This is a genomic window from Curtobacterium flaccumfaciens UCD-AKU (assembly GCF_000349565.1).
GTDB classification, from domain to species: Bacteria; Actinomycetota; Actinomycetes; order Actinomycetales; family Microbacteriaceae; genus Curtobacterium; species Curtobacterium poinsettiae.
This window is the reverse complement of the sequence record NZ_KB714631.1, coordinates 149,943-165,529: the sequence shown is the minus strand read 5'-3', so window position 1 is coordinate 165,529 and position 15,587 is coordinate 149,943. Positions and strand designations below refer to the sequence as shown.

General features: G+C 70.9%; 16 protein-coding genes. 12 read left to right on the top strand and 4 right to left on the bottom strand.

All coding sequences use genetic code 11. The features are described from left to right. The first annotated feature begins 88 nt into the window (after window positions 1-88). The 6 genes from H489_RS34415 to H489_RS38395 all read left to right on the top strand — a co-directional run bounded on the left by H489_RS34415 (window position 89) and on the right by H489_RS38395 (window position 7,302). Entirely contained in the window at window positions 89-1,387 is a 1,299-nt protein-coding gene (locus H489_RS34415) for an ABC transporter substrate-binding protein (RefSeq protein ID WP_017888421.1), read from the top strand. 12 nt (window positions 1,388-1,399) lie between these two features. Further along, entirely contained in the window at window positions 1,400-2,368 is a 969-nt protein-coding gene (locus tag H489_RS34410; RefSeq protein WP_017888420.1) for a carbohydrate ABC transporter permease, read from the top strand. Further along, window positions 2,368-3,288 carry a carbohydrate ABC transporter permease gene (locus H489_RS34405; protein ID WP_017888419.1) on the top strand — a complete coding sequence of 307 codons (921 nt, stop codon included), beginning with the start codon at window positions 2,368-2,370 and terminating at the stop codon, window positions 3,286-3,288. The genes H489_RS34410 and H489_RS34405 overlap by 1 nt, the downstream gene beginning before the upstream one ends. A gap of 77 nt (window positions 3,289-3,365) precedes the next feature. Beyond that, entirely contained in the window at window positions 3,366-5,024 is a 1,659-nt protein-coding gene (locus tag H489_RS34400; RefSeq protein ID WP_031260399.1) for a glycoside hydrolase family 13 protein, read from the top strand. A gap of 125 nt (window positions 5,025-5,149) precedes the next feature. After that, a complete protein-coding gene (locus tag H489_RS34395) occupies window positions 5,150-6,085 on the top strand; it encodes an ABC transporter ATP-binding protein (protein ID WP_017888417.1) in 936 nt (311 codons plus the stop codon). After that, complete coding sequence (locus H489_RS38395) at window positions 6,082-7,302, top strand: ABC transporter permease (protein ID WP_017888416.1); 1,221 nt, start codon at window positions 6,082-6,084, stop codon at window positions 7,300-7,302. Before H489_RS34395 ends, H489_RS38395 begins: the two co-directional genes overlap by 4 nt. Before the next feature lie 69 nt (window positions 7,303-7,371). Here the strand turns inward: H489_RS38395 and H489_RS34385 are convergent, their stop codons facing one another. The 4 genes from H489_RS34385 to pnuC form a co-directional block, all read right to left on the bottom strand. Beyond that, window positions 7,372-7,680: a winged helix-turn-helix domain-containing protein gene (locus H489_RS34385; protein WP_017888415.1), complete on the bottom strand. Its 309-nt coding sequence runs from the start codon at window positions 7,678-7,680 to the stop codon at window positions 7,372-7,374. Then, window positions 7,677-8,111, bottom strand: coding sequence for a hypothetical protein (locus tag H489_RS34380; RefSeq protein ID WP_017888414.1), 435 nt, complete (start codon window positions 8,109-8,111; stop codon window positions 7,677-7,679). Before H489_RS34380 ends, H489_RS34385 begins: the two co-directional genes overlap by 4 nt. A 103-nt stretch (window positions 8,112-8,214) precedes the next feature. Continuing rightward, window positions 8,215-8,847, bottom strand: coding sequence for a TetR/AcrR family transcriptional regulator (locus H489_RS34375; protein WP_017888413.1), 633 nt, complete (start codon window positions 8,845-8,847; stop codon window positions 8,215-8,217). Window positions 8,848-8,913: 66 nt separating this feature from the next. Beyond that, a complete protein-coding gene (pnuC, locus tag H489_RS34370; protein WP_017888412.1) occupies window positions 8,914-9,579 on the bottom strand; it encodes a nicotinamide riboside transporter PnuC in 666 nt (221 codons plus the stop codon). Window positions 9,580-9,974: 395 nt separating this feature from the next. Between pnuC and H489_RS34365 the strand changes: the two genes are divergently transcribed. The 6 genes from H489_RS34365 to H489_RS34335 all read left to right on the top strand — a co-directional run bounded on the left by H489_RS34365 (window position 9,975) and on the right by H489_RS34335 (window position 15,556). Then, window positions 9,975-10,529: an alternate-type signal peptide domain-containing protein gene (locus tag H489_RS34365; protein WP_017888411.1), complete on the top strand. Its 555-nt coding sequence runs from the start codon at window positions 9,975-9,977 to the stop codon at window positions 10,527-10,529. A gap of 49 nt (window positions 10,530-10,578) precedes the next feature. Continuing rightward, complete coding sequence (locus H489_RS34360) at window positions 10,579-11,157, top strand: TasA family protein (protein ID WP_031260397.1); 579 nt, start codon at window positions 10,579-10,581, stop codon at window positions 11,155-11,157. Next, window positions 11,154-12,050: a hypothetical protein gene (locus tag H489_RS34355; RefSeq protein WP_020381115.1), complete on the top strand. Its 897-nt coding sequence runs from the start codon at window positions 11,154-11,156 to the stop codon at window positions 12,048-12,050. The genes H489_RS34360 and H489_RS34355 overlap by 4 nt, the downstream gene beginning before the upstream one ends. Further along, window positions 12,047-12,820: a signal peptidase I gene (locus H489_RS37095; protein WP_167578326.1), complete on the top strand. Its 774-nt coding sequence runs from the start codon at window positions 12,047-12,049 to the stop codon at window positions 12,818-12,820. Before H489_RS34355 ends, H489_RS37095 begins: the two co-directional genes overlap by 4 nt. A 952-nt stretch (window positions 12,821-13,772) precedes the next feature. Next, window positions 13,773-15,092: a GNAT family N-acetyltransferase gene (locus H489_RS34340; protein WP_017888407.1), complete on the top strand. Its 1,320-nt coding sequence runs from the start codon at window positions 13,773-13,775 to the stop codon at window positions 15,090-15,092. Beyond that, window positions 15,092-15,556, top strand: a complete 465-nt coding sequence (locus H489_RS34335) for a DUF2087 domain-containing protein (RefSeq protein ID WP_017888406.1) — start codon at window positions 15,092-15,094, stop codon at window positions 15,554-15,556. Before H489_RS34340 ends, H489_RS34335 begins: the two co-directional genes overlap by 1 nt. Window positions 15,557-15,587: the final 31 nt, after the last annotated feature.

Genomic DNA, 15,587 nt, shown 5'->3' with positions numbered 1-15,587 from the left:
TCTCGCTACATTTAGTTCCGCGGGCTGCATCGGAGCCGCTCGCGGGACGGAACGGCAGGGACGCCGGGTCCGGACGGACGGAGACGACGTGCAAGCACACGCCACCGCCAGGAACGCAGCCTCGGTCAGCCGACGCTCGTTCCTGCTGGGAGCGGGCGGCATCGGGGCGGGCCTCGCGCTCGCCGGGTGCGCCCCGATCGGGTCCTCGAGCGCCAGGCCGGAGACCATCACGTTCTACGTGTCGAAGCCCGAGGTCATCGGCTACTTCGACGAGCTCATCGCACGGTTCCACCAGACCCAGTCGAAGATCCGGGTCGTCCGCGACTCGACCTCGAGCATGTCCGCGAACTTCGTCCGGAACCGACCGCCGGACCTCGGCTGCTGGAACTACAACTTCTCGGTCGTGCCGTTCGTCGAGCACGGTGCGCTGACGGACCTGTCCGACCTGCCGCAGGCCGACACCATCAACCCCGACCTGTGGCCGCTCATGGAGCAGACCGCCGACTACCCCGGCCGGAAGAGCGCCCTGCCCTACTCGGTGACCGCGGCGTCGGTGATCTACAACAAGGCACTGTTCGCGGAGCAGGGGCTCGAGGTCCCGACGACGTGGAGCGAGTTCGCCGACGTGTGCGAACGACTGACGAAGGCCGGCATCGCGCCGATCTACGGCACGTTCAAGGACAACTGGACGATCGCCCAGGGCATGTTCGACTACTCGATCGGCGGCATGATCGACACCCCGGCGACCTTCGAGGCCCTGCGGCGCGAGGGCACGAACGTCGGAACGGGATCGGCCGTCTCGTTCGAGCGCGACCTGCGGGAGCCGATGGAGCGCATGGTGCGACTCCGCGCCTGGCACCAGGACGGCGCCGCGAGCCGTGGGTACGGCGACGGCAACCTCGCCTTCGCCCAGGGCAAGGCGAGCATGTACCTGCAGGGACCGTGGGCGCTCGGTGAGATCGCCAAGACGAACAAGGACATGGACCTCGGCACCTTCCCGCTGCCCGTCACCGACGACCCGGCCGACCGGAAGGTGCGCGTGAACGTCGACCTGGCCCTCTGGATCCCGGAGGCGTCGCGCAAGCAGGAGGCCGCCCGCGAGTTCCTGACCTTCCTGATGCAGTCGAAGGTCAACGACCAGTACAACGCGGACAACAACGGCTTCGGCGTTCGCAAGGACGCTCCCCCGGCGTCGAACCCCGCCCTGCGCGGCATGCAGTCGTACTACGACGACGCAGCCTTCTACCTCGGTGCCTCGCAGCTCATCCCCGCCGAGATCCCGGTCGCGAACTCCGCGCAGTCGATCGCCTTCGGCGGCGACCCGCAGCGCCAGCTCCGCACCCTCGACGCCGACTGGGCGCGTCTCGCGCTCCGCACGGCCGCGTAAGGAGACGTCCGAATGGCAACCACGACCACCGAATCGATCACGACGGCGGACCGCCGCCGCCGTGGCGGGGCCGCCCCGGGCCTCCAGGCCGGACGACGGAAGGGACTGCGGGACGGACGCCGGAAGCCCCGCGTCGACCCACTGTTCCTGGCGTTCCTGCTGCCCACGCTGGTGCTCTTCACGCTCGCCATCACGCTGCCGGCCGTGATGGGCATCGTGCTGAGCTTCACGAACTCCGTCGGCTTCGGCGAGTTCCGCTTCACCGGGCTCACCAACTACATCGCGGTGTTCTCCGACCCGGCGATCCTGCAGGCGTACCTGTTCACGCTCGGGTTCTCGCTCGTCACCGTGATCGTCGTCAACGCGATCGCGTTCCTGCTCGCCATCGCGCTGACGTCGAAGATCCGCGGCAAGATCGCCCTGCGCGCGGTGTTCGTGCTGCCCATGGTGATCTCGGGCATCGTCATCGCGTACGTGTTCTCGTTCCTGTTCGCGAACAGCCTGCCGGCCTTCGCCACGGCGATCGGGTTCGGCCCGCTCGAGCAGAGCATCCTGGCGGACCCCGATCTGGCCTGGCTGGCGATCGTGGTCGTCACCGCGTGGCAGGCGATCCCGTCGACGCTCCTCATCTACATCGCCGGGGTGCTCTCGATCCCGGGCGAGGTGTACGAAGCGGCGGCCCTCGACGGTGCCAGTGCCTGGCGCCAACTCGTCTCGATCACCGCACCGCTGACCGCGGGCTACATCCTGATCAACCTGGTCATCGGGTTCAAGAACTTCCTGAACTCGTACGACATCATCGTCGGCCTGACCGACGGCGGCCCCGGCACCTCGACCACCAGTGTCGCGATGTCGATCTTCAAGGGCTTCAACGGCGGCGACTACGCCTACCAGATGGCGAACGCCACGATCTTCTTCGTCATCGCGGTCGTCATCGCCGTGATCCAGCTGCGGGCGACCCGCGGGAAGGCAGCGCTCTGATGTCCCTGCAAGCACCCCTGCGACCGGGGACCACCGCGACCGGCAGCATCCGGTCCGTCGACGCCGACCGATCCGCCGGCGGACGATCCGCCGGTCGGCGCGGCGGCACCGCCAACTGGCCCGTCACCGTCGTCCTCGTCCTCTGCGCACTGACCGTCCTCGTGCCGCTCTACGTCACCCTGACGATGGCGTTCAAGACCACCGGCCAGGCGGTCGACGGCAACGCGTTCTCGCTGCCGGCGCCGTTCAGCGTCGACGGCTTCGTGCAGGCGTGGCAGCTGACCGACTTCCCGCGGGCGTTCGGGGTCTCCGTGTTCGTCGCCGCGATCACCGTCGTCGGCACGATCCTGCTCGCCTCGTTCACGGCGTACGCGATCGCCCGGAACTGGGACCGCCGGCTGTTCCGCTGGTCGTTCTTCTACCTGCTCGCCGCGATGTTCCTGCCGTTCCCGGTGCTCGCGCTGTCGCAGGTGAAGCTCACCGGGCTCGCGCACCTGGACAACCCGCTCGGCGTCGCGATCCTGCACGTCATGTTCCAACTGTCCTTCAGCGTGCTGCTCTTCACGGCCTTCCTGCGTTCGATCCCGGCGGAACTGGAGGAGAGTGCACGCATCGACGGTGCGAGCACGGGACAGGTGTTCTGGCGACTCGTGTTCCCGCTGCTGGCACCGATGAGCGCCACCGTCGGCATCTTCGCGTTCCTCGCGTCCTGGAACGACTTCGTGATGCCGTCTTTGATCACCTCCGACCCGGGCTTGCAGACCCTGCCGGTGCTGCAGCAGATGTTCCAGACGCAGTTCAGCAACAACTACAACGTGTCGTTCGCCTCGTACCTGATGGCCATGGCCCCGGCGATCATCGTCTACCTCGTCACCCAGCGGTGGGTGATGGCGGGCGTGACGCAGGGCGCCATCAAGTGACCGACACCGCCGGTGCGGACCCGACCGACACACACCCCACGAACCCGACGAACCCCTCGACCCACGAAAGGCCCGACGTGACCGACACCCTCGCCCAGCCCGCCGCCACCACGAACGACGAGACCTGGTGGCGCCAGGCCAGCGTCTACCAGATCTACCCCCGCTCGTTCGCCGACGCGAACGGCGACGGCATCGGCGACCTGCCCGGCATCACCGAGCGGGTGCCGTACCTGGCCTCACTCGGCGTCGAGGCCGTCTGGCTCAGCCCCTTCTACCCGTCCGCCCTGGCCGACGGCGGCTACGACGTCGACGACTACCGCGACGTCGACCCGCGCCTCGGCACCCTCGACGACTTCGACCGGATGGTCGAGGCACTGCACGCCACGGGCATCCGGGTGATCGTCGACGTCGTCCCGAACCACACGAGCGACCGGCACGAGTGGTTCCGCGAGGCGCTCGCAGCGCCGAAGGGCTCCCCCGCCCGCGACCGCTACGTGTTCCGCGACGGCAGTGGGCCGTCCGGCGAGGACGCCCCCGCCGACTGGATCTCGATCTTCGGCGGGCCGGCCTGGACCGCCGTCGGCGACGGCCAGTGGTACCTGCACAGCTTCGCGAAGGAGCAGCCCGATCTGAACTGGGCGAACCGCGAGGTCCGCGACGACTTCCTGCACACCCTGCGTTTCTGGTCCGACCGCGGCGTCGACGGGTTCCGCATCGACGTGGCTCACGGCCTGGCGAAGGACCTGGGCGAGACCCTGCCCACCTGGGCCGAGCTCGCCGAGATGCCGAAGGACGGCACGCACCCGCTCTGGGACCGCGACGACGTGCACGAGATCTACGCCGAGTGGCGGACGGTCTTCAACGAGTACACGCCGGCCCGCACCGCGGTCGCCGAGGCCTGGGTCCCCGCCCACCGCCGTGCCCGCTACGCCAGCGCCGAGGGGCTCGGTCAGGCGTTCAACTTCGACCTGCTCGAGGCCGACTTCGACGCCGGGCAGTTCCGCACGATCATCGAGTTCAACCTCGGCCTCGCCGAGCAGTCCGGCTCGTCGACCACGTGGGTGTTCTCCAACCACGACGTCGTCCGGCACGCCACCCGCTACGCCCTGCCGCCGCGCGCCGGCGGCACCGACAAGCAGGGCAGCGCCTGGCTGCTCGCCGGCGGCTCGCAGGACGCGCTCGACCGGTCGCTCGGCCTGCGCCGCGCACAGGCCGCCACACTGCTCGAACTCGCCCTGCCCGGCTCCGCCTACCTGTACCAGGGCGAGGAGCTCGGCCTGCACGAGGTCGGCGACATCCCGGACGCCGACCGCCAGGACCCGGCGTTCTTCCGCAACCCGGGCGTCGACGTCGGCCGTGACGGCTGCCGCGTGCCGATCCCGTGGACGCGCACCGGCTCGTCGTTCGGCTTCGGTCCGGACGGCTCGCACCTGCCACAGCCGGCGTGGTTCGCCGACTCCAGCGTCGAGGCCGAGGACGCCGACCCCGACTCCACCCTGCACCTGTACCGGAAGGCGCTCGGCCTGCGCGGCCAGCTGCAGTCCGAGGAACAGCTCGAGTGGATCGAGACCCGCCGCGACGACGTGCTCGCGTTCCGTCGGCCGAACGGATGGACGAGCGTGACGGTCTTCGGCGACGAGCCCTTCGCGCTGCCGGCCGGGGAACTGCTGCTCGCCTCGGCCCCGGTGGTCGACGGCGACCTGTCGGGCGTGGGGACGGCCTGGTTGCGTTCCTGACGGAACCAGGTGGCGGACGGGAGGCGCGGTGCAGGCAGGCACCGTGCCTCCCGTCCGCCGTGGGGTCACCATCTCGGGCCGCGACCGGCATCCGAGACGTCAGCCGCTGCCGGTAGGGTCGCCGCATGAGCGGGGCGAGCATCGGCGTGCAGGACTTCGTGATGCGGTTCGGGGATCGCACCGTGGTCGACGGGCTGTCGTTCGACGTCGCCCCCGGTGAGACGTTCGGGTTGCTCGGCAGCAACGGCTCCGGCAAGACCACGACGATCCGTGCGCTGCTCGGCATCACCACGCCGACGGCGGGGACGCTGACGATCGACGGTCGCCCCTACCGGCCGGCCACGGGCGGAATCGGCTACCTGCCCGAAGAGCGCGGGCTGTACCGCAAGGAATCCGTCATCGACGTGATGACCTACTTCGGGCGTCTGCGCGGGCTGCGCGGCGCCGAAGCGACCGCGTGGAGCATGGACTACCTGGCGCGCGTCGGGCTGGCCGACCGTGCGAAGCTGCGCGTCGACAAGCTGTCCGGCGGGCAGCAGCAGAAGGTGCAGCTCGGCATCACGATCATGGACCAGCCGCGGCTGCTCATCCTCGACGAACCGACCAAGGGGCTCGACCCGGTGAACCGGCGGCTCCTGCTCGACCTGGTCGACGAACGGAAGGCCGACGGCGCGACCGTAGTCCTCGTGACCCACCACATGGACGAGGTCGAGCGGCTCTGCGACCGCATCCTGCTGCTCAAGGACGGCCGGGCCGCCGCCTACGGATCCGTGCCCGACGTGCAGGACGCCTTCGGCGGCGCGGTCGCCCGCGTCGGGCTCGACGGCCCGGTGCCGAAGTCGCCGCTGTACCGGCTCGCCCGGCACGAAGGGCACGTCGCCTACCTCGTCCCCACGCAGGCCGCCGCCCCGGACGGTGCGGACGTCCTGGCGGAACTCGTCGCGGCCGGGGTGCACGTCACCGCGTTCGAGATGCGCCGGATCCCGCTCGACGAGATCTTCGTGCAGGTGTACGGGCACGACGCCCTGGCCTTGACGTCGACCGACGGGGCAGCGGCATGAGCAACCTCGGTACGGTCGTCCGGTTCGAGTTCGTCCGTGCGGTCAAGAAGCCCGCGTTCTGGATCGGCACGCTCGCGCTGCCGGTCGTCATCGTGGTGGTCTCGCTGCTCGTCGGCATCGGACAGGCCGCCGGCACGGACTCGGTGGTTTCCGGGTCGTCGGCCACGAAGACACCGTTCCACTACGTCGACGATTCCGGCCTGGTGTCCGAGTCCGTCGCCGCGAAGTGGGGCGGGACACCGTCCACCAGCGCCGCCGCAGACCGCGCCGCCGTGCGGTCCGGCGACCTCGACGCCTTCATCGTGTTCCCGTCGTCACCGTCCACCACCGCGATCCGGGTCGACGCGGCCGACCGCGGGCTCTTCGCCAACGGCGTGTACTCGTCGCTCGCCCAGCGGGTGCTCGAGCAGAGCGTCGCCGCGTCGGTCGACGACCCCGAGACCGTGCAGCTGCTCCGCAACCCGCCCGCCACCGACGTCACCACCTACGCCGACGGCCGGGTCGCGCCGGGCTGGTTGTCCGTCGTGCCGCCGTTCCTGTTCGTCGCCGCGTTCTTCGGGCTCGTCATCCTGCTCGCCGCCCGGATGGTCACCGTCGTGGTCGAGGAGAAGGAGAACCGGATCTCCGAGATGATCCTGACCACGGTGACCGCGGGCGACCTGATCCGCGGCAAGGTCATCGCGATGCTGCTCGTCGGCTTCGTGCAGGTCAGCGTGTTCGTCGTGCCCGGACTGGTCGGACTGCTCGTCGCCCTGCCGCTGCTGTCGTCGCAGCTCGGCGGGCTGACCATCGACCCGTGGCGGATGGTGACCGGGGCGCTGCTGCTCGTCGGCGGAGTGCTGCTCGCATCGGGGCTGTTCGTCGCCGTCGGGGCCGCGGTGCCGTCGATCAAGGACGCCTCGGCCCTGCAGTCGGCAGCGATCTTCGCGCTGATCATCCCCCTGTACGCGGCGTTCTTCGTGATGACGACGCCGACGTCGCCGGTGGCGCAGTTCTTCACGTACTTCCCGACCTTCACGCCGATCACCGCGATGGTGCGGAACGCCGTCGGGGCCCTGACCGTGACGGAGTCGGTGGTCTGCATCGTCGAGGTGTTCGTCGTCGCCGGGCTGCTGCTGTGGTTCGCCGAGTACCTGTTCCGGCACTCGGTCGCGCAGTACGGGTCGAAGGTGACGGTGCGGCAGGTGCTGTCGTGGCGGCGGGGGCGGCGGGGCTGAGCGGGGCGGTGCTCGGCCCCGTCGGCCCGCGGTGCTCGCGTCGCCGGCCCGCGGAGCTCGCGTCGCTGGTCAGCCGGCGGCGATGCGGCGGAGCGCGTCCAGGTGGGCGGCCCAGACGGCCCGGCCCGAGGCGGTCAGGGTGATCGAAGTCCGGGGCGTCTTGCCCACGAAGCCCTTCCCCACCGACACGTAGCCGGCCGCCTCGAGCGCGGACACCTGCTTGCTCAGCACCGAGTCACTGACCTCGACCGCGTCCCGCACCTCGCGGAACCCCAGCGTGCCGGCGCGGGTCAGGGCGGCGATCACCGAGAAGCGCACCGGGTGCTGCAGCAGGTCGTCGAGCTCGTGCCGCGGGTGCGTCCGTTCCGTGGTGCTCACGAGCGGGCCTCACGAGCCGCACAGACGAGCGCGACCAGCAGGACGAGCCCCGAGGTGATGCCCGACCAGAGCACCGAGCCGTGCACCCACCCGACCACGGCGATCGCCGCCAGGTAGGTGACCGCCCAGCTGGCGATGTAGACGGTCCAGCGGCGGCTCCGGGCGAAGGCCGAGCGGCCGCGGATGCTCACCATGAAGAACACCACCAGGGCGAACAGCGCGACGAGGGTGCCGACGTAGACCGCGGCGAACGCGTCCCCCGTCGTGAGTCCCATGCCGAGCGTGCCGAGCGACGTCGCGACGCCGAGCGCGGTGATGAACGTGACGTACGGCCAGCGGACGGCGTCGTGCGCGCGTCGGCCGATCCGGTCCGCCTGGTCGAGCAGTCGGGCCGCCTCGGCGGGTCCGGGTCGTGCGGTGGTGTGGTCCATGGTGTCCCCTCTTGTTGACACCAGTATGGCAACTACTTTCCAACTTGGCAAGCACTTTCCTGATACACGAGTCGCGTTCGCGGTGCGCTCGCGCTCGCGGCCCTCAGACGCGGACAGGCGTCTCGTTGAGGTCCCACGAGGGAACGGCATGCCGCTTCCACCCCTGACGCAGGGTGTCGGCCGCACGATCGAACTCGACCAGGACGTCGATGTGCGGGCGGACGAGCATCTGGATCTGCAGCCCCTCGTACATCGCGAGCAGCTGCGTCGCCGCCTGGTACGCGGGGATCCCGGCCTCTTCGGCGCCCTTGTCGAAGTCGCGCTGCAGCCCGACGGTCAGCTGCTCGGCGTACTCCTCGAACCGCTTGCGGAACAGTTCGGCGAACCCGGACTCCGAGCTGGCCACGGTGATCAGTCCGGCGAGGACCCGGACGAGGCCCGGATCGGCGACGTCCTCGGCGAGGGTCTGGCGGACGTGCTCGATCATGCACGTCGGCGGGGGCTTCCGTCGGGTCCCGCGCAGCCGCACCCACCGGTCGTAGGTGACCAGCAGCAGGGCGTGCCAGGTCGGGAACAGCCGCTCGACCGTCTCGAGCGGAACGCCGGCGACGTCGGCGATGACCGCGGCGTCGACGTCGTCGAACGGGTGCAACCGGTACGCGCGGATGGCTGCGCGCACGGTGCGCTCTGCGAGGGACTCGTCGTCCTCGACGCGTTCGCCGTGCAGGGGTTCCATCCGACCATTGCAGCGCATCGCGGGCCGTTTGTCTCGTCCCAGAGCGGGGGCCGTGCCCCCGGGCCGTCAGCCGACGGTGATCGGCGCCGCCGGCGGGCGGACCCGCTGGCGCATCCACACGAAGAACCCGGTCAGGGTGAAGACGCCGTAGAAGACGTACATCAGCCCCGATGCGTAGTACCCGGCGGAGAACAGCAGCGGCACGCCGACCAGGTCGACCGCCACCCAGATGAGCCAGAACTCGACCCACCCCTTGGCCATGCCGTAGGTGGCGAGCAGCGAGCCGACGAAGATCCAGGCGTCGCTCCACACCGGTTCGTAGGATCCGAGCGCGCGGAAGACGGGGGTCAGCAGGGCGGTGCCGCCGACCAGGCCGACGACGAGCAGCAGGCGGGACCGCCAGGAGGCCCAGTGCGGGTCGATCACGGTCGTCGCGTCCTCGGGGCGGTGCGTCCACCGGTACCAGCCGTAGACGCTCACGATGATGAACATGACCTGACGGCCCGCCTGGCCGAGCAGGTTGACGGGGTTGGGGGTGTCGAACAGCGCACCCATGAAGACGGTGAAGAGCAGGGCGTTGCCGACCAGTCCGACCGGCCAGGCCCAGACCTTGCGACGCATGCCACCGAGGGCGCTGAGCAGCCCGAAGACGTTGCCGATCACCTCACGCCACAGCACCGTCTGGTCGCCGATGACGATCTGCGCGTCGAACAACCAACGCACGATGTCCATGGGCCCTCCTCGTTTCCGCCGGACGGTGCAACGACGCCACCCGTACCGGCATTCCTTCCGGGTTTCCCCTGTCCGCACGGAGTACACACCCAGAAACCGGGGTACAAAGCATGTCCTCCAACACGAGGACTCAAATGCCCCCCGTTCTGGGGTCCCGGTGAACGCTCGTTCTCGCTTGTCCGCACTTTGGGGGACAGCTAACGTCGTCCCCAGAGCGAGTCCAGCCCGCCCGAGCAGCAGTCCCTGCGCTCAGAGGCCCGGCGACCGTTCTCGGCACCGGTCAGCCGCGACCCCTTCCAACCACTGGGTCGATGACAACCTCCCCACCGGGCAGGACACCCGAACGTCCCCGGTGGGCTTCAGCGCGCCCAGGCACGCAGGAACGGAACCACTCCATGCACAAGATCGTCACCGGTGCCATCGCCGGCGCAGCAGGCGTCGCACTCCTCCTCGGCGGTGCCGGCACGTTCGCCCTCTGGAACGCCAGCGCCTCGAGCGCCGCGTCCGCGGTGAGCGCCGGCACCCTGACGCTCAGCGCCAACAACGACGGCGCCTGGACCGACATCACGAACGGTCGTTCCGCCGCGATCGACCCGACGAAGGCGCTGATGGTGCCGGGCAACACGTTCCAGTTCACGCAGACGCTGAACATCGGCGCGACCGGCCAGGACCTCAAGGCCAACCTGACCTACGCCAACCAGAGCATCACCGGTGACAGCGCGCTGATCGCCGCCACGACGAAGACGCTGGCCGTCACGTCGACGAGCGCCTCGGTCGTGCAGTCCTCGTCGAACGCGAACACCTTCGTCGTCTCGCCGTCGTCGTCCACCTCGACGGTCAAGGTCGTCTTCACCGTGACGCTGCCCGCCGCCGCGACCACCGGTCAGGGCGGATCGCTCAACCTCAGCGCGCTCGCCTTCACGCTGACCCAGACCGCGATCGGTTCCTGACCCACCGATCGCCCCCACCCCACCGACCACGACGACCAGGAGCAGGGACATGACCGCCACACCGCGGACGACGGGACGCCACCGCGCCTCCCGACGCCACCGCTGGGTGTGGCCGGTCGCGCTCGGCCTGGTCGTCGCGGTCGGCACGGCGCTCCTCGGCGTCGGCGGCACCTACGCACTCTGGAACGGCACGGCCAGCACGGCCGCCACCACCGTGCGCTCCGCGACGGCGACCATCACCGTCGGCGGCACGACGGCGATGAACACCGCGGTCCTCGGGCCGGGCACCAGCACCACCGGCACGTTCACCATGCGGAACACCGGGTCGATCCCGCTCTCCGTGCGCGTCACGACGACGTCCTCGAAGTCCTCCGTCGCGGCGGCGTCCGGTGAGCTGACGCTCCACCTCGCGATGGTGTCGTCGACCGCGAAGTGCGTGCCCGGGCTCACCGGCACGAGCGCGCGGCTCGCCACCTTCGACACGGGCTCCGGTGTCGTCACCCTGCCGGCCGGCAGCAGCGGGATCGCGTGCCTCGAGATGGCCCTCGACGCCGACGCCCCGCAGACCGTCGCCGGCGCCACCACCGACTTCACCCTCACCGTCACCGGAACGCAGGTCGCCGCGTGAACCGCCGCCTCCGACTCCTCGTCGCCGTGCTCCTCACCGCCGTGTTCGTCGGTGGCACCTCGAGTGCCGCGTGGGCCTTGTGGAGCGCCTCGGGCACCACCGCGGCGAGCACGACGGTCGGCACCGTCACGGCGTCGATCGGCGGCACGAGCGCACTCACCACCGCCTTCTCGGCGAGTGTCACCTCGACGACGAAGCCGATCACCCTGACCGACTCGGGCACCCTCGGCGGCACCGCCACCACCACGGTCTCGGTCGCCTCCGGCAGCTCGACTGCACTCGCCAAGGCCGTCACCGTCGTCGCCTGGCCGGTCGCCTCGACCACGGCCTGCACCACGAGCACGGCCGTCGGAACCGGATCCGTCAGCGGAACCTGGGCGTCGCTGCCGAGCATGAGCGCGAAGCTCGCCGCCGGGGCCTCCGCGATCTGGTGCACGCGCAGCACCCTGCAGTCGTCTGCCCCGGCCGGCGCGACCACCACGGTGAACGTCGGCCTCACCGTCACGAGCGGCACCTGGAGCTCGGGCGTCGTCACCGGCAGCTTCACGCTGACCACCCCGGCGGCGACCGTCGACACCACCCCGTCGCTGGTCTGCACCGACCACGGCGGCTGGTACGTCGAGGTGCGCTGGGACGCCGCGAACCGCCCGCAGGACACCTGGTACGGGGCCTTCGTCGGCTCGACCCCGGTCGGGAAGAAGGCGCAGGACTACTCCGCGTTCATCACGATCGCACCGCCGGACGTCCCCGCGAGCGCCGGCACCTCGGGCACGCTCACCGTCACCGTCAAGGTGCTCGACAGCGCCGGCAACCCCACCTCGACCGTCGCGGGCACCGGCAAGGTCACGCTCTTCACCCAGGACAACGGGGCGGCGATCCGATGCGGCGCATGAGCACCCCCGCCCCACGCACCGGGTGGCGAGCGGTCGTCCGCGCCGTCGCGTTCGGGCTCAGCACCGGGCTCCTGCTCATCGTGGCTGCGCTGGCCGTCGTGCTGATCGTCGTCCCGAAGGCCACGGGGTCGATGCCGCTCACCGTCCTGACGCAGTCGATGGAGCCGACACTCCCCCCGGGCACCCTGCTCGTGGTCCGGCCGACCCCGGTCGAGGACATCCAGGTCGGCGACGTCGTCACCTACCAGATCGTCTCCGGCCAGCCCGCGGTCATCAGCCACCGCGTGGTGTCGGTGTCCTCGTCGTCGGACGGCGGACGGACCTTCGTCCTCAAGGGCGACAACAACGCCGAGGCCGACCCCGCCCCCGTCACCGCCGTGCAGATCCGCGGAGTCCTCTGGTACAGCGTCCCGGACATCGGCCTGGTCAACCAGCTCGTCAACGGGTCGCGCAGCTGGCTCATCCCGCTGGTCGCCGGCGTGCTCCTGACGTACGGCGCGGTCATGATGACCGCCGGCTTCGTCAGCACCGCCCGTCGTCGTCGGGCGGGCACCGGCCGCGGGCGTCGCAGCGCAGCACACCACGTCGAACGGAGCACCACCGAGACCACGACCCCCACCCGGTCTAGGCTCGGTGGACGTGACGGACGGAGTGCAGCGGGCGCGGGAGCTCCTCGACGCAGCGGCCCGACGGCTCCGCGCCGCGGACGTCCCCGACGAAGCGCTCGGCGAGTACGTCCAGCCAAAGGCCGTCCTCGGGATCCGTCGTGACCCCACCATGCGGCCGCTCGGGCGGGTGTGGCGGGTCGGAGCGCTCCTGATCGGGTCGTCCCCCGAGACCGCCGGCGGTGTCTGGGCCACCGGGTCGATCACCCGGGTCACCGAACCCGGTCGTTCGCAGTACCAGTCGGTCTCCGCCGAGGTCCGTCGCGCCTACCGTGCCGCCGCCGCGAAGGGACACTTCGCCGCCGGTGAGACGGTCAACCACGGCGCCGTCCCGATCCCCGTCGACGAGACCCTGGTCGCCGCCGACGGTGTGCTCTTCGTCGCCGACGACGTGCCCTCCGTCCGGTGGTCCCCGACGGCCGGCGCCGCCGTCCCCCTCGCCGACTACCTGGCCGACCGCGTCGGCCTGCTCGTCGATCCCCCGCGGGGCGCGACCGACTGACGCGGCACCGCCCGTCGCACGGTGCGGGGTTCGTCGTGCGGTGCAGGTTTGTCGCGCCAGCGCACCGTGCAGTGCCGGAGACTCCGTGCGCGTTCCCGCTCCCGGTGCGAGCTCCTGCCGCAGAGCAGCAGAGCCGCACCGTGTCGGATCGCCCGACCCGTGCGAACTTGCCCGCCCCGTGCCCCGCCACAACCCCGCACCGAGCCGCCTCCACCGCCCCGGCCCACGAACCCCGCACCGTGCGGCTTCGGTCGAGCCCCCAGGACGCGACCACGGAACCGCACCGCGCCGGGTTCGTCGTGCGGTGCAGGGTTCGTCGTGCGGTGCAGGGTTCGTCGCGCGGTGCCGGTTCGTCGCGCCTGCGCACCGTGCCGGATCGCCCGACCCGTGCGAACTTGCCCGCCCCGTGCCCCGCCACAACCCCGCACCGAGCCACCTCCACCGCCCTGACCCACGAACCCCGCACCGTGCACCCCGACACCCAACTCCCGGCACGTGACCCCACGCAGACCACCCGGCTGTCGCGACGTCACCCGGTCCCGATAGTGTCGGAACGTGAGCAACGATGCATTCGACGACCGCTACGAGCTGCGCGAGTTCGCGCCCGGGACGGACGACAAGGGGGCACCGAACGCCGAGACGGCACCGTGGATGCAGGCCGTCGGGATGGGCTTCCACGAAGCCGACCCCGACGCCGAGGGCGCAGCCCGCATGGCGTCGCACTTCATCGCCGACGAAGAGACCTTCCTCGGCGTCTACGTGCGGAAGCCGTTCCCGGGGTCCGTCGACGAGACCTGGCCGGCCGGCACCTTCACCTGGTTCCGCAAGGCGCTGAGCTGGGGAGACGGGTCCTCCGTCGACACCCAGGCGATCTCCGCGGTCACCGTCCGTCCGACCGAACGCCGCCGCGGCATCCTGCGCCGGATGATGACGCACGCGCTCGAGCGGGGCGTCGCCGAGGGCTACGCCGTGGCGTCGCTGACCGCGTCCGAGGGCACCATCTACCGCCGCTTCGGCTTCGGCAGCGCCATCCGCGAGCGCGCGATCCACGTCCGCCGCGAACGCGCGCTCCCCCTGCTGGCGCCGACCTCCGGCACGGTGTCGGTCGTGACGCCGCAGTGGCTCGCCGACGGCCCGGGCAAGGCCGTCTTCGACCGCTTCCACGCCCGCACCCCCGGCTCCATGGTCCGCAACACCGGCACCTGGGACGTCGTCTTCGGCCTGCGTGGCCCCGACGGCCAGAAGGCGAAGGACGTCCGCGCTGCCGTGCACCGGCCCGACGGTTCGGACGACATCGACGGCTACGTCACCTGGCGCGTCAAGGAGACCAGCGGTTCCGACACCGCGCTCGAGATCGTCGACCTGGTCTACGCGGACGACCGGGCCTACACCGCCCTGTGGGAGTTCCTGCTGTCGGTCGACCTCAACGACGTCGTGAAGTACAACCGGTCCCGCCTCGACGACCCGATCGTCGCGGCGCTCGGCGACAACCGTGCGTACGACGTCGACCACGAGGAGGACCACGTCTGGCTGCGCGTGCTCGACGTGGCGGCGGTGCTCGAGTCGAGGCCGTTCGCCACCGACGGCTCGCTGACACTCGCGGTCACCGATGCGCTCGGCCACACGACCGGCACGTACCGGCTGGACGTCCAGGAGGCCCGTGGCACCGTCACGCGCGTCGCCGACGACGTCGACGTGGCCGGGTCTGACGTCCAGCTCGACGTCGCGGAGCTCGGTGCGGTGCTGATCGGCTCGGTCTCCCCCGTCACCCTGGCGGCCGCCGGCCTGGTCCGCGCTGCGGACCCGGCGTCGGTGGAGCTGCTCCGCGCGATGCTGTTGCCGCCGCGGACGCCGCACGGCATCACGTACTTCTGATGGACGTCGCCCGGGTGGTCGGCCGGGCGCGTCAGGTCGTCTCCGTCCTGGCGTCCCCGGCCCTCCGTGCGGCGGTGTTCGGCGGAGCCCCCGCCGACGACCGCACCCAGGCGGCGGTCGGCTCGTTCGACTGGGTCACCGACGACGGCCCCGACGCCGCGGTGCTCGGTCGGACGGCACGGGAACTCCAGCGGTTGCAGTCGCCGGCAGCGGTGCTCGAGTTCGACCGGATCGAGCGGATGCCGGTGAAGGACGTCGAACGACATGCGCTGTCCGTCCGGATCGTGGAGCTCGTGTTCGAGCGCCTCGGGTGTGACCGCGCCGTGCCGGAGGCCGTGCTGAACGCCGCGATCGGCATGCTGGCGGCCGACGTGTCCATCGTGCGCCGGGATGCGGTGGACCTCGGCGTGCTGACGCGCACCGACGACGGCTCGGTCTACCGGTTCGTGGGGCGCCCGGCCTGAGGCAGCCGGGCAGGCGGAGAGCCGGGGCAGG

Bases quoted from the DNA above. Each gene is read 5' to 3' on its own strand.
- H489_RS34410 (WP_017888420.1), top strand. From the start codon at position 1,400: ATGGCAACCACGACCACCGAATCGATCACGACGGCGGACCGCCGCCGC.
- H489_RS34405 (WP_017888419.1), top strand. From the start codon at position 2,368: ATGTCCCTGCAAGCACCCCTGCGACCGGGGACCACCGCGACCGGCAGC.
- H489_RS34395 (WP_017888417.1), top strand. From the start codon at position 5,150: ATGAGCGGGGCGAGCATCGGCGTGCAGGACTTCGTGATGCGGTTCGGG.
- H489_RS38395 (WP_017888416.1), top strand. From the start codon at position 6,082: ATGAGCAACCTCGGTACGGTCGTCCGGTTCGAGTTCGTCCGTGCGGTC.
- H489_RS34380 (WP_017888414.1), bottom strand. From the start codon at position 8,111: ATGGACCACACCACCGCACGACCCGGACCCGCCGAGGCGGCCCGACTG.
- H489_RS34375 (WP_017888413.1), bottom strand. From the start codon at position 8,847: ATGGAACCCCTGCACGGCGAACGCGTCGAGGACGACGAGTCCCTCGCA.
- pnuC (WP_017888412.1), bottom strand. From the start codon at position 9,579: ATGGACATCGTGCGTTGGTTGTTCGACGCGCAGATCGTCATCGGCGAC.
- H489_RS34365 (WP_017888411.1), top strand. From the start codon at position 9,975: ATGCACAAGATCGTCACCGGTGCCATCGCCGGCGCAGCAGGCGTCGCA.
- H489_RS34360 (WP_031260397.1), top strand. From the start codon at position 10,579: ATGACCGCCACACCGCGGACGACGGGACGCCACCGCGCCTCCCGACGC.
- H489_RS37095 (WP_167578326.1), top strand. From the start codon at position 12,047: ATGAGCACCCCCGCCCCACGCACCGGGTGGCGAGCGGTCGTCCGCGCC.
- H489_RS34335 (WP_017888406.1), top strand. From the start codon at position 15,092: ATGGACGTCGCCCGGGTGGTCGGCCGGGCGCGTCAGGTCGTCTCCGTC.